Here is a 13,791-nt window from a genome sequence, read left to right on the forward strand (position 1 = left end):
GGGTGAAACTAATGGTTGGGCTTTTGTTGTAGTACGTAGTTCAACAATTCTTCGATGGAATGGACTGTAAATGGTTCATTATCAATAGGATGCACCACGTATTTCGTGTCTTTCAAATCTCCGGTTTCAATAAAAAACTCCGATTCCACCGAACGACCTGCCAGTATTCCGTTGCGTTGCAAAGCTTTACGAGCCATGGCGTACTTTTGTCCGTGTCCTACCAGTCGCAACTCCGAAGTATGCACATTCTCTACCCGGAACAAACCCGTTTCCCGATCAAAAGTAATCCCTTTGCGGGCAAAGAATCCGCTCAGACTGCCGTTTAACGACAGGTCTTCGGGGGTTCCGATGGTTAATCCGTTGGTTTTGTCCATCATCCAAATCTTGTCGGCTATCTGTAAAGCCAGCTCCAGGTCGTGCGTGGAAAGGAAGATGGTCTTTCCGGTTTCTCTGCTCAAACGGTGCAACAGTTGCATGATTTCTACTTTGCTGGGGAAATCAAGAAAAGCAGTGGGTTCATCGAGGAAAATGACAGGCGTTTCTTGTGCTAAAGCCTTGGCAATCATCACCTTCTGCCGTTCACCATCACTCAGGGTGTGTACCATGCGGTCTTTTAGTTCGCCGGCGCGAACCAGTTCGATGGAGTGTTCCACTATGCGGCGGTCGTCTTTGGTCAGTGTACCCCAGAAATTGGTATACGGACTTCTTCCCAGTCCCACCAGTTCGGTAACTGTCATGTTGCGCACATCGCATTTTTCCGTCAACACCACGCTGATTACGGTGGATAAATCACTGTCTGTGTAGTCCGAAATATCTTTCCCCTGAATGAATATGTGTCCTGAAATCTTAGGTTGGAAAGCCGATAATGTACGCAGCAAGGTCGACTTACCCACTCCGTTGGCTCCCAACAGACAGGTTAGTTCCCCACTGTTAATGGTAGCGTTGTAGTTCGCGGCTACCACTTTTACACTGCTTTTTCCACGATATCCGATGGAAAGGGAATCAATTCGTATCGTTTCGCTTTTCATATCAGTTTTATTCATTCAGTTCGTTTTTTCTTTTCTTGAATAGTACGGAGGCTACAATAGGTGCTCCTACCAATGCGGTAACCGAGTTAACGGGCATAGCTCCTTCAAAGCCGGGCATGCGCGAAATAAGGTTGCATATCAGTGCCAATGAAGCACCGGTCAGCAACACGCCGGGCATCAGTACACGGTGATCTGACGTATGGAAAATAGCCCTGCACAGATGAGGAACGGCCAGTCCCAGAAACATGATAGGGCCACAGTAGGCCGTTACGATGGCTACCAACACACCCGAGCAAACAATGACCAACAGTCGCGCCCGCTTGATGTGAAGTCCCAGGTTACGGGCATAGCTATCGCCCAACAGCAAGAGGTTCATTGTTTTAATGAGCAGAAAAGACAAAGGCATCAGCACTAGCATGAGGCATACAAACAACACCATTTGATCACCCGATACGCGCGAGAAACTGCCCAGTCCCCAGATAACATAGGCCCGTATATCTTCCTCCACACTGAAGTATTTCAATACGCCGATAATGGCATTGGCCACGTAGCCAATCATCACGCCGATAATGAGCAACGTAACGTTTCCTCTTACTTTTTGTGATACGTATACGATGATGGCCATAACCGTAAAAGCCCCAATGGTAGCCGAAATAGTCAATGCCATTTCGCCAAAGTAGCCCATGTTGCTCAACGCCACACCTCCTATGCTACCCGAAATAAGTACGGCAAAAGCAACGCCCAGGCTGGCTCCCGAACTGATACCCAACACCGAGGGACCTGCCAACGGATTGCGAAAAACAGTTTGCATCTGTAAGCCGCTGATGGATAGTCCGGCTCCTGCCACCAAGGCTGTTAACGCCTGTGGTACACGAGACTTCAGGACAATGTTTTGCCATACCACCGATTGCTCCTCACCGCCCAACAAGATATTCACTACAGATGACAACGGAATATCCACCGAACCAATCAATAGGTTCAGCAGGAAGAACAGAAAGATAGATGCTGCGATCATTGCCATCAGCAGGGAGGTGTGTCTCTTCATGGTGCTGCTACTTTAACAGTTCGTAATAACCGGGTTTGTGATTGGGCAATAAATCAGGATGAAACACGTGTATAAAATCGGCAAGTACCACTTCGGGTTCCACCGGCATGCTTTCGTAGAAGGGTGTTTTAGACATGTTGCAGTACACCACCTTATGTTCTTTGAATGCTTTGAAATCAGCATAACGGGCATCTTCTTCTTTCAGGGTTTCATAACTGAAATTACCTTTGAAGCTATTAACAATGCGCCAGTAGTCAACATCTTCCGCCTGATTATACACCGTTTCAAAGTCGAGCGTTACCCCACCCGATGTAGAATCATTCCTTAAGAAGTAATCGGCTCCGGCGTCACGAAACAACTGTGCCAGAAAACTCTTTCCACCCACGGCATACCAATTGCCACCACGCAACTCGCCGCTGAACACTACCGGACGTTTTTTTACATTCGCTGCTAGTTGCTTCAGTTCGTTGTATCGTTTTTCAGTAGCCGAGAAGAGCTTGTTGGCTTTGGCTTCTTGTCCGGTAAACAGACCGATGAACTTCACCCACTCTGCTTGGCCCAACGGTGATGTTTCTTTGTAACCCAGGTGCGGAATGAGTGGAATTCCTACTTCACGCATGGCATCGTAACCGCCTCTCTTAAAGGGAGATATAAATATGACATCGGGGTTGATACCCATAATGAGTTCATTGTCAAAGTTACCTTCAATACCTATTTTTTGTGCTGCACCGCTCTTCAAACGCTCTTTCATTTCCTTATTGAACAGGTGACGAGAACTGGTAATGCCGCTCACTTTGTTAACCGCTCCCAATTTAATGAAGTTAGAAAGCTGAAGAGAAGTCATACAGATAACCCGGTCAACCGGTACATGAATCACTGTATATCCCGAAGGAATGTTCTTGGCTTCTGTATTTTTGTCAATCAAAGCAAAATGAAACGTTTTACCTCCATGCTTTTGTGGGTCCTGAACATCTACCAGCCGGCAATTATCGCTCAGGTATTTTACAGTAAACCCTTTGGCATAATGAGTAGCGACCTGTGTCTCCGCATCTGCTGAGGTGATTTCCGTTCCGCTGGTTGAGTGAGAGGAGGAAGTAGTCTTTTGTTTGCATCCCGTGCCGCATAATGCCCATAACAGACAGCATACACTTGCTATTTTATAATTCATGCGTTGTTTAATCTACAATTAATCTTAAGTGAGGAACAAAGATACTTAATTATTCTTGTTCGGCAGAGATATTTTAAGCACTTTTGTATTTTGAAAACGCTAAATAAAACGAACCATGAACCTACACGAGGTATCTTTTGTATCGCTGGGTCCGGGCGATCCCGAATTAATCACGCTAAAAGGCTTGAATACGCTTCGTCGGGCCGATGTAATCTATTGTCCTGCCACGCTTACTTCTTCGGGTAAACAACTCTCCCGCTCGGCCGACATTCTTCGTGCGCTTGACGTAGACGAACAACATATTCAGTATTTTATTGTACCCATGAGCAAAGATCGTGCGGCCGCTATGGAGGCTTATGAAAAGCTTTCGACTGAAGCTGCCGCTTCGTATGCTGCCGGTAAACGTATTGCCATAGTGGCTGAGGGAGATGCCGGCTTTTATTCATCGGTACATTATGTGTTTGAGCAATTGCTGGCGCAGGGCATTGCCGTGCAACAAGTGGCAGGAATCCCTGCTTTTATTGCTTCGGGGGCGCTGGCCGGACTTCATATTGTTAGTCAGGAAGAGCGCCTGATGGTGATCCCCGGTAATACCACGGCTCAGGAACTAAGTGATTTGCTGGATGCCGGACTGGTAGTAGTCATCATGAAGCTTTCTCAGTGCAGGGAAGCGGTGAAACAATGCATGGCACAGTATAATGATCATACCTTTCATTATTTTGAGAACGTAGGTACCCCGCGTGAGGTGTATATCAGGGCTACAAAAGAGCTTATTGAGAAGGAATTTCCTTATTTCTCGCTAATGATTATTAAAAAAACAATGTAACTACACTATTTATTAGGCGTTTATCTGTTTTTCAACGTATCTTGTTAACAAACAATTATAAAATCAATTTAAACAAATCATGAAAAAACAATTGTTAACCTGTTGCATTGCTTCGCTTTGCTTGGGAGTATCGGCACAGACCAACGAATGGCTTAATCCGGAGGTCAATGCGGTGAACCGTGCACCGATGCATGCTAATTATTTTGCTTACGAATCTCCTGCAAAAGCTACTCAGGGAGTGAAGGAAAAATCATCTAACTACATGTCGCTCAACGGCTTGTGGAAGTTTAACTGGGTTCGTCATGCCGAACAACGGCCAACAACGTTCTTCCGTACTGATTTCAATGATAAGAGTTGGGATCATATTCAGGTACCTGCGTTGTGGGAAATTAATGGCTATGGTGATCCTATCTATGTGAATGTAGGTTATGCCTGGCGTAACCAATTCAGGCACAACCCGCCTCAGGTACCTACGGAAAACAATCACGTGGGTTCTTATCGAAAAGAAATTGTATTGTCTGCTGATTGGAAAGGGAAAGAGGTGTTTGCTCATTTCGGTTCGGTAACGTCTAACATGTATTTGTGGGTAAACGGCAAATATGTGGGCTATAGTGAGGACAGTAAACTCGAAGCGGAGTTTAACCTGACCAAGTATCTGAAACCGGGTAAAAACCTGATTGCTTTTCAGGTGTTTCGTTGGTGTGACGGGTCTTATCTGGAAGATCAGGACTTCTTCCGCTTTAGTGGTGTAGCTCGTGATTGTTATCTGTATGCCCGTAACAAACAACGCATAGAAGATATTCGTGTTACGCCCGATCTAGATGCTCAGTACAAGGATGGTACGCTGCACGTTGCTCTTCAGCTTAATGGCGGTAATACCGTAGAGTTGAGTTTGACAGATGCACATAACAAGCAGGTGGCTCAACAAATGGTTAAAGGTAGTGGCAAAGTAACTGCTACGTTGCAAGTGGCTAACCCTGCCAAGTGGACTGCCGAAACGCCTAATCTTTATACGCTGACTGCTACGTTGAAAGACGGCGGTAAAACGTCGGAAGTGATTCCCGTAAAGGTGGGCTTCCGTAAAATAGAAATGAAGAATGCACAGATATTAGTCAACGGTCAGCCGGTGCTTTTCAAAGGTGCCAACCGTCATGAAATGGATCCCGATCACGGTTATCACATCTCTCGCGAACGGATGATTCAGGACATTCTTTTGATGAAGCAATTCAATATCAATGCCGTACGTACCTGTCATTATCCCGACAATAACCTGTGGTATGATTTGTGCGATGAGTATGGACTTTATGTCGTTGCTGAAGCCAATGTGGAATCACACGGTATGGGTTACAAAGAAACAACATTGGCCAAGAATCCTGCTTATGCTAAACCACACATGGAACGCAATCAACGCAATGTGCAACGTGGGTTTAACCATCCGTCCATCATCTTCTGGTCATTGGGTAATGAAGCCGGATTCGGACCTAATTTCGAAGCTTGTTACCGTTGGATTAAGAATGAAGACAAGAGTCGTCCCGTTCAGTACGAACAGGCTCACGGAAATGAATTTACGGATGTTTACTGCCCTATGTATCTGGATTATCGCGGAAGTGAGAGGTATGTAAGCGGTAATCCAACCAAACCTCTTATTCAATGTGAATACGCTCATGCCATGGGTAATTCCATGGGAGGCTTTAAGGAATATTGGGATCTTACCCGCAAGTATCCTTCTTATCAGGGAGGTTTCATTTGGGACTTTGTAGACCAGTCAATCCGTTGGAAGAACAAAGAAGGCAAAGAAATATATGCCTATGGAGGAGATTTCAATGCTTACGATGCATCCGACAATAACTTCTGTGACAACGGTTTGGTTAGTCCCGACCGTGTACCCAATCCTCACATGTATGAGGTAGGTCATATCTATCAGTCTATCTGGGCCAGTGATGTGAAACAAGCCGATAAAGAGCTTGAGGTTAGTGTTTATAATGAGAATTTCTTCCGTGATTTATCTGGCTATTACATGGAATGGCAAATCCTGGCCGACGGAGAAGTGTTGCAATCGGGTGTTGAACAAAACCTCCAAGTAGCACCTCAACAAACGGTTAAGGTGAAACTTCCTTTGCGGGCTGCATTACCCGCCACAGAGAAAGAGTTGCTGCTTAATGTAGCCTTTAAACTGAAAGCGGCTGAAACGTTATTGCCTGCCGGATATGCCGTAGCTCGTAATCAGCTGGTACTTACTCCGTGGAAAGCATCTGTTGTTACCATAAGCAATCAGGAGGAGACTAATCAAGCCGTTGTGGCTCCTCAGGTGAAGGATAATGATTTTAACTACCTGATTGTCAACGGACAAGACTTTACGCTCAATTTCAACCGTTTCACCGGATATCTTTGTAAATACGTATCGGGTGGCAAGGAATTGATACAAGAACAAGGTGCATTGACACCCAACTTCTGGCGTGCGCCTACCGATAATGATATGGGTGCCAACCTGCAAAACAGATACCGTGTTTGGAATAACCCCGAACTTAAATTGGTTTCGTTGCAGCATGCCACTGTCGATGGAATGGTACAAATTGTAGCACAGTATGACATTCCTGCTGTTTCCGGTAAGCTATCATTAACCTATCTGGTTAATAATCAGGGTGCTATCAAAGTAACTCAGAAGCTTACAGCTGATAAAAATGCTAAGGTGGCCGATATGTTCCGCTTTGGTATGCAAGTACAAATGCCCGATTCTTATGTACAGAGCATTTATTACGGACGCGGTCCGGTAGAGAACTACGTGGATAGAAATAATGCTGCATTCATCGGTAAATACAAACAAAATGTAGATGAGCAGTTCTACTCTTATATTCGTCCGCAGGAAACAGGAACGAAAACAGATATCCGTTGGTGGAAACAAGTAACCAAAGGAGGCTTCGGCTTGCAATTCACATCCGATGCAGCTTTCTCGGCTTCTGCTCTTAACTACAGCATTGCTTCGCTTGATGACGGAGTTGATAAAGATCAGCGTCACCCTGCTGATGTTGACAAAGCCGGCTACACCAATTTATGTATTGATAAGATGCAAATGGGATTAGGTTGCGTAAATAGCTGGGGAGCATTACCTCTTGAGAAGTATCGTTTGCCTTACGGTGATTATGAATTTAATTTCCTAATTACTCCGGTGAAATAGTGCTTTTTGTAATAGATACGATTGTATCTTAAGTTTTAAAAGCGGTTGTTCCTTTACGAACAGCCGCTTTTAATTTTATAATAAATGCAATGGTTACCATACAAAAAAGTCTCGTTTCATTTGCATGGAACAAGACCTAGTTATGATTTAGGATAATTATAAAATTGAGCGAAAGACGGGACTCGAACCCGCGACCCTAACCTTGGCAAGGTTATGCTCTACCAACTGAGCTACTTTCGCAAATAATCAACATCAAATAGAATGGTGAAGAGAATGAGACTCGAACTCACACGACATAACTGTCACTACCCCCTCAAAGTAGCGCGTCTACCAATTCCGCCATCTCTCCAACATATTATAAGATCGCTTGCAGTTTCTTACTTATGTGCCCAGAACAAGACTCGAACTTGCACGTCATTGCTAACACTAGTACCTGAAACTAGCGCGTCTACCATTCCGCCACCTGGGCATTAGTAGAAACTGTTTTCGTTGAGCGAAAGACGGGACTCGAACCCGCGACCCTAACCTTGGCAAGGTTATGCTCTACCAACTGAGCTACTTTCGCGATTGCGGTTGCAAAGGTAGATATTTTCTCTAAACCTCCAAATAATCCGAAGTTTTTTTTTCGTGTAAAAACAGTCTGCCCTTTTCCCGCTATAAGCCATTATATTGATTATCAACTCATTCGGTCTCGATAATCTTCATAAGAAAATTGTTTGTAGATTTCCGCTTTTCCTTCTTTCGTCCACAAAGCAATGGCCGGATGGTGAATTCCGTTAAACATGTTTGTTTTTACGGTAGTATAATGAATCATATCTTCAAATACGATGCGTTCGCCGATTTTTAATTCATGATCAAAGCTCCAATACCCCATGTAGTCACCACTTAAGCAAGAATTGCCGCCTAACCGATAAACATAAGGTCCCTCCTCGCCCAGTTCTGCACCTCTTACCGTGGGTTGGTAAGGCATCTCTAGGCAGTCGGGCATGTGACAGGTAAAGCTCACATTTAATATGGCAGTTTTTATACCTTTGCTCTCTACCACATCAATCACATTGGCTGTTAGTACCCCTGTTTGCCAAGTGAAAGCCGATCCGGGTTCCAAGATAATTTGCAAGTGCGGATAACGTTCCTTTAATCCCTTTAATAATCCGATAAGATGTTTTACGTCATAATCTTTGCGGGTCATCAGGTGACCGCCTCCCAGATTAAGCCATTTAAGGTACTTAAACCAATGAGAGAAACGCTTTTCCAGATGCACCAAGGTTTGCTCCAACTCATACGAAGAAGATTCACAGTGTGCATGGCAGTGAAAGCCCTCTATACCTTCGGGTAATACGTCGGGAAGTAAATCGGATGTAATTCCAAAACGCGTACCGGGAGCACATGGGTTATACAATTCTGTTTCTACTTCAGAATATTCGGGGTTTACACGAATGCCGCAAGAGATACCCTCTTGGGCAGCCTGCTGGTAGAAACGCTCATATTGAGTCAATGAATTGAAAGTGATGTGGCTGCTGCAGCGCATTATTTCAGGAAAGTCTTCTTCAGTGTATGCCGGCGAATAAGTATGCGCCTTGCTTCCAAATTCTTCCAGAGCTAAACGTGCCTCGTAAACCGAACTGGCTGTAGAGTGGTCTATATATTCCCTAAAGATTGGGAAAGAACGCCACATAGCAAACGATTTGAAAGCCAGAATAATTTCTACGCCGGCTCTGTCTTTAACGCTTTTAATCAGGTTGAGGTTGCGTCTTAGCAGTTCCTCTTCCATGATGTAACAAGGAGAAGGGAATTGGTTGAAATCTATCATTTGTCAGTCACTAAACTATTATAAATCATTTTAGTCTGCAAAGTTAGACAAATGTTTTGGTTAAGTAGTCGATTGAAGAAACAAAAAAGGGCAATAAGTTTGGGTGCTAGTGTCTGTAGTTAGATAAAGCGTAAAATAATACAAATATGCAGGGCACACACCAACCAATTTATGTTAGAGAGTAATTTTGCACGCTCACTCCAAAGAAGGCTTAGTGGGTGAAATGTGGCAATGAATAATTTTCCATTCGGCATTGTCTTCCAGACGATACACCTCTGTACAATTTTCTTTCCAGAGCATATCCCCTAGTCGAATGTGCAGATTGTAAGTCAGTACAGCCATCGTGTCGGTTGATTGTACAACGGGATTAATCATCTCAAATTGATCAATCTTGGCTTTTCCCCGCATGCTTTCATAAAGCTCCTCTATCTTATTCCAGTCATCCAGCCGCCATTCTAACGACGGATCAAAGTACGTAAAGTCTTTCGAATAAAGAGCTAGAAAGGGAGACGGATTGCCGTTAAGCCATGCTTGCATAGCTGCTTTTTCTAATGCAATGATTGTTTCTGAAATATTCTGTTTACTCATAGTATTGTTAACTAAATTATTATTGAATTAGTAGTGTTTGAATAAACAATTCAACCTTTGTTACGGTGGGATATGTTGCTTGATATTCTTTGGTCAGATCTTTCACAAGATATGTGGCTCCCTCTAGGTTGCGTTTATAATATGTCATGATAACAGTGCTGTAATCTGCCGAAAAGATTTCTATTTGTTCATTGCTTGTTTTCTCATGAACCGGTCCGCTAAGAATGCGATTGTCATCCTTGTCGAATACATCCAAGCGAAAAATTACATCACCAAACGGAATGTATGAACGTGTTTTGTATACGTATTTGTAATCTTTGTCGTTTGCAATGGCATGGACTGCAATAGCGGCAGAGTCTGCCCGTGTTGCACCGGTTACTACACATTGTTTGGCTCCTTTTACAGTGCTGGCACTTTTTTGACTCCATAATTCTTCTACATCTTTAACAACAACGGTGAAACGTTGGGAATTTCCTTTGGCATCTGTCACTGTAATAAAGGTATTGCCCACAGCATGAGCTTTCACCTGTACCGACTTTGTTTCTTCGTTCTGGCAGGTGGCTGTTGCTATTTTGTCGTCAGATGAAGTGGCACTGATAGCTCCTTTGGATCCCTGTACATTTACCCCTCCACCTTCTGTGGTGTAGATGTTTAGTGTATTATTCTTCAAGCCTATTTGCTTACCCGTGAGTATATCTCCTTGTATGACTTCGTCTTGTGTAAAATAGATTCCATCTTCATCATCACAGGCCGCAAAAGTTAATGTACAGCAAATGAATAATAATAGTTTTGCAAATTTGTTCGTTCTCATATTTTTGATTTTATCAGTTACCTAGTTAAAATGCAGGAGCTACCAAATTACTGCATGTGTTTGCATTGAATTCATTCTTTTTTCTCATTAGATTTGTAGGTATCATAAATCGATTGATCTTTATACATTTCTTGCTTTACGAGAATAGAGTCCCGAAAGGTAAACATGGTGGTAAGAACATGCCAATCCCCATTGTATAAGCGTTCTATGTAAAATAACCTTTCTTCCATTACGCTGTCGGGCGTGTAATATGCGTCCTGACTGTATGGCATACCATATTGAGCTAAAAACAACTCTTTGCTTATGCCTAAAAGTTCCTGACCCTTGGCAAACTTGCTTACGGGGATAAATTGAGAGCAGCTGCTTAATAAAACAGTGCTCACCAACAGACTAAAAAAACAGAATGCTTTCATAATAATTTATTGAATAGTTTATAATTAATTGCCTTGCTGTTAGCTTTTATTTTTATTGAAAACAAAAATAAGCTTTTTTTCTATAAAAAGCTATGAATATTTTATTTGAAATTCTGAGGTGGTTGCTTTATTGCATCTTTCCTCGCACAGCCAGCCTGATAATTAGCTAAAAAACTGCCGGTAAATTACTTACATAGTAACATGGCCGGCAGTATCACTGAAATACTGAAAAAATAATTCTTTTACAGATGATTCTCGAAATAAGTTATTGTTTTCTTCAAGCCCTCTTCCAGCTGTATCTGAGGTTGCCAGCCATTGAGTTTCTCCATGGCCAGCGAAATATCCGGTTTCCGTTGCTGCGGGTCATCACCCGGCAATGGCATGTGTACAATAGAGGAGCGGGAATTGGTCAGATCAATAACCTTCTGTGCCAGCTCCAGCATAGTGAATTCACCCGGATTGCCAATGTTTACAGGCCCAATGAAGTCGTCGCCTGTTGCCATCATACGAGTCATGCCCTCAATCAAATCATCAATATACTGAAAACTGCGTGTCTGCAAACCGGTACCGTAAATGGTAATATCCTCGTTGCGAAGAGCCTGCATAATAAAGTTAGACACTACCCTTCCGTCATTCGGATTCATGCGTGGACCGTAAGTATTGAAGATGCGGATAATCTTAATACGTACTCCGTTTTGGCGATAATAATCCATAAACAGTGTTTCGGCGGCACGCTTCCCCTCGTCATAACAAGAACGTATACCGATTGGGTTGACATGTCCCCAGTAGCTTTCCGGTTGCGGATGTACTTCAGGGTCTCCGTAGACTTCACTGGTGGAAGCCTGCAAGATTTTGGCTCTTATACGTTTGGCAAGCCCCAGTGTATTCATGGCTCCGTATATGGAGGTTTTCATGGTTTTAATGGGGTTGTACTGGTAGTAAGGCGGCGAAGCCGGACAAGCCAGGTTGTACACCTCGTCAACCTCGGCAAAGTACGGAGAGGTAATGTCGTGGCGCACCAGTTCAAAGTTGTGGTTATCGAGCAGATGGCGAATGTTGTCTTTACTGCCTGTGAAGTAATTGTCCAGACAAATCACATCATGTCCCTCATTGATAAGTCGTTCACAAAGATGAGAGCCTATAAATCCGGCTCCCCCTGTTATCAGAATTCTTTTCATAAACTGGTATTATTTCAAGCCGATGCGGCTATAAGTGAAACCATTGTCCTGAAGCTCTTTGGGATCATAAATATTACGTCCGTCAACCACTACGTGATTTCTCATGGCCTTGCGAATGATAGACCAGCTAGGCATGCGGAACTGTTTCCATTCGGTGAGCAATGCCAGCGCATCGGCATCAATCACAGCTTCGTACATGTCTTTGCAGTAGGTTATTTTATCACCTATCCTGCGATGTGTCTCCTCCATGGCAATGGGGTCATAAGCACGAACAACGGCACCTGCCTCAATCAGTTTTTCAATGACAACCAGAGAGGGAGCCTCGCGCATATCGTCAGTTTCGGGCTTGAAAGAAAGTCCCCACATGGCAATAACCTTGCCACGCAAGTCACCGTCAAAAGCTCGCAACAGTTTCTCGAATACTATATTTTTCTGTGCCTCGTTAACGGCCTCAACCGCTTCGATAACACGCATGGGGTAACCGTTTTCAATACCGGTATGTGCCAGTGCTTTTACATCTTTGGGGAAACAAGAGCCACCATAACCGCAACCTGCATACAAGAAATGCTTGCCGATACGCGGATCAGAACCCATACCCTTGCGCACATTGTCAACATTGGCTCCTACCCGTTCGCACAGATTGGCAATGTCGTTCATGAAGCTGATACGGGTAGCCAGCATAGCGTTGGCGGCGTATTTGGTCATCTCGGCAGAAGGCACATCCATCACCAGAATGGGGTAACCGTTGAGCGTAAAGGGGCGGTAAAGGCGTTCCATGAGTTCACGGGCTTTTTCGCTCTCAACTCCCACTACAACCCTGTCGGGTGACATGAAGTCTTTAATGGCAGCTCCTTCTTTCAGAAATTCGGGATTAGAAGCAATATCGAAGGGGATGTTCACTCCGCGCTTATCAAGCTCTTCTTGTACAGCCATGCGTACTTTAGGGGCCGTACCCACGGGTACTGTACTTTTGGTAACAAGTACCAAGTATTTGTTCATGTGGCGTCCTACCGTGCGGGCTACTTCGAGCACGTAACGCAGGTCGGCGCTGCCGTCTTCATCGGGCGGAGTACCTACCGCGCTGAATACAACATCCGTATCATCGAGACAAGAAGTTAAATCGGTGGTAAACTGAAGACGGCCTTCGCGTACATTACGCAAAACCAAATCTTCCAAACCGGGTTCGTAAATTGGCATAATGCCCTGATGTAATTTTTCAATCTTGGCACTGTCAATATCTACGCAGGTTACGTTGATTCCCATTTCAGCGAAACAAGCACCCGAGACAAGTCCTACGTATCCGGTTCCTACTATTGCTATATTCATATATCGTTTGTTTATGGTTACTATCTTATTTTAAAAAGCCTGTTCAACTCATCTTGCAGTTCTTCGGATACCCAGAATACGCTGTTTTGTTCCATGTTTGTGAAGCCGCAGTCAACTACAGCTGATGTATATTGTGGAAACGAATTGGCTTTGCTGAAATTATTTTTCCAATGCATGGCACGTATATTCAGCGGATGATTCCACAACTTGCGAGGGATGCCCATCATATTAAGCCGGGAGGTTGGATATACATGATCAATTTCCCAGCCAAACATGCTTTCCTTGTTGTTGAAATCATCATAGGCGATCCATGCGCCACAAGCATCCTTCCTTATGCGGTCGGGACTGTATTCATCAACAATTATGGCTGCATTCCAAGCTATGTCTTTTAGTTCTAGATTCATGAGTGTATTAAATTCATTC

12 protein-coding genes and 4 tRNA genes are annotated in these 13,791 nt (G+C 43.9%); 2 read left to right on the forward strand and 14 right to left on the reverse strand.

The genetic code is table 11. From position 1 onward, the window contains the following. Positions 1-8: 8 nt before the first annotated feature. From C511_RS0113610 to C511_RS0113620, 3 genes are read right to left on the reverse strand one after another with little or no spacing between them, the layout of a single operon-like run. On the reverse strand, positions 9-1,028 hold the full coding sequence (locus C511_RS0113610) for an ABC transporter ATP-binding protein (RefSeq protein ID WP_027318285.1): 1,020 nt from the start codon (positions 1,026-1,028) through the stop codon (positions 9-11). Positions 1,029-1,035: 7 nt separating this feature from the next. Further along, the gene (locus tag C511_RS0113615; protein WP_024995567.1) at positions 1,036-2,073 is read right to left on the reverse strand and encodes an iron ABC transporter permease; all 1,038 of its coding nucleotides are present in this window, start codon (positions 2,071-2,073) and stop codon (positions 1,036-1,038) included. 7 nt (positions 2,074-2,080) lie between these two features. Then, positions 2,081-3,241, reverse strand: a complete 1,161-nt coding sequence (locus C511_RS0113620) for an ABC transporter substrate-binding protein (protein ID WP_024995568.1) — start codon at positions 3,239-3,241, stop codon at positions 2,081-2,083. A 115-nt stretch (positions 3,242-3,356) separates the two neighbouring features. Between C511_RS0113620 and C511_RS0113625 the strand changes: the two genes are divergently transcribed. Next, on the forward strand, positions 3,357-4,067 hold the full coding sequence (locus tag C511_RS0113625; protein WP_024995569.1) for a precorrin-2 C(20)-methyltransferase: 711 nt from the start codon (positions 3,357-3,359) through the stop codon (positions 4,065-4,067). 79 nt (positions 4,068-4,146) lie between these two features. After that, positions 4,147-7,242, forward strand: coding sequence for a glycoside hydrolase family 2 TIM barrel-domain containing protein (locus C511_RS0113630; RefSeq protein WP_024995570.1), 3,096 nt, complete (start codon positions 4,147-4,149; stop codon positions 7,240-7,242). Positions 7,243-7,409: 167 nt separating this feature from the next. Here the strand turns inward: C511_RS0113630 and C511_RS0113635 are convergent. The 11 genes from C511_RS0113635 to C511_RS0113685 form a co-directional block, all read right to left on the reverse strand. Further along, positions 7,410-7,482: transfer RNA gene (locus tag C511_RS0113635), tRNA-Gly, on the reverse strand. Positions 7,483-7,504: 22 nt separating this feature from the next. Next, a tRNA-Leu gene (locus C511_RS0113640) sits at positions 7,505-7,591 on the reverse strand. Between the two features lie 37 nt (positions 7,592-7,628). After that, positions 7,629-7,711 (reverse strand) — tRNA-Leu (locus C511_RS0113645). A 23-nt stretch (positions 7,712-7,734) separates the two neighbouring features. Next, positions 7,735-7,807: transfer RNA gene (locus C511_RS0113650), tRNA-Gly, on the reverse strand. 111 nt (positions 7,808-7,918) lie between these two features. Beyond that, the gene (gene nspC / locus C511_RS0113655) at positions 7,919-9,052 is read right to left on the reverse strand and encodes a carboxynorspermidine decarboxylase (protein WP_027318286.1); all 1,134 of its coding nucleotides are present in this window, start codon (positions 9,050-9,052) and stop codon (positions 7,919-7,921) included. A gap of 195 nt (positions 9,053-9,247) precedes the next feature. Then, positions 9,248-9,640 carry a YybH family protein gene (locus C511_RS0113660; protein WP_027318287.1) on the reverse strand — a complete coding sequence of 131 codons (393 nt, stop codon included), beginning with the start codon at positions 9,638-9,640 and terminating at the stop codon, positions 9,248-9,250. 19 nt (positions 9,641-9,659) lie between these two features. Next, positions 9,660-10,451, reverse strand: a complete 792-nt coding sequence (locus C511_RS0113665) for a phage tail tape measure protein (protein WP_024995571.1) — start codon at positions 10,449-10,451, stop codon at positions 9,660-9,662. 71 nt (positions 10,452-10,522) lie between these two features. Further along, positions 10,523-10,864 carry a hypothetical protein gene (locus tag C511_RS0113670; RefSeq protein WP_024995572.1) on the reverse strand — a complete coding sequence of 114 codons (342 nt, stop codon included), beginning with the start codon at positions 10,862-10,864 and terminating at the stop codon, positions 10,523-10,525. Between the two features lie 242 nt (positions 10,865-11,106). After that, a complete protein-coding gene (locus C511_RS0113675; protein ID WP_027318288.1) occupies positions 11,107-12,042 on the reverse strand; it encodes a UDP-glucuronic acid decarboxylase family protein in 936 nt (311 codons plus the stop codon). Between the two features lie 9 nt (positions 12,043-12,051). Continuing rightward, positions 12,052-13,368 (reverse strand): UDP-glucose dehydrogenase family protein, encoded by a 1,317-nt coding sequence (locus tag C511_RS0113680; RefSeq protein ID WP_024995573.1) that lies wholly within the window; start codon positions 13,366-13,368, stop codon positions 12,052-12,054. A gap of 20 nt (positions 13,369-13,388) precedes the next feature. Continuing rightward, positions 13,389-13,772 (reverse strand): hypothetical protein, encoded by a 384-nt coding sequence (locus tag C511_RS0113685; protein ID WP_034782648.1) that lies wholly within the window; start codon positions 13,770-13,772, stop codon positions 13,389-13,391. Between the last annotated feature and the right edge of the window lie 19 nt (positions 13,773-13,791).

It is taken from the genome of Bacteroides graminisolvens DSM 19988 = JCM 15093 (genome assembly GCF_000428125.1).
Classification (GTDB): domain Bacteria; phylum Bacteroidota; class Bacteroidia; order Bacteroidales; family Bacteroidaceae; genus Bacteroides; species Bacteroides graminisolvens.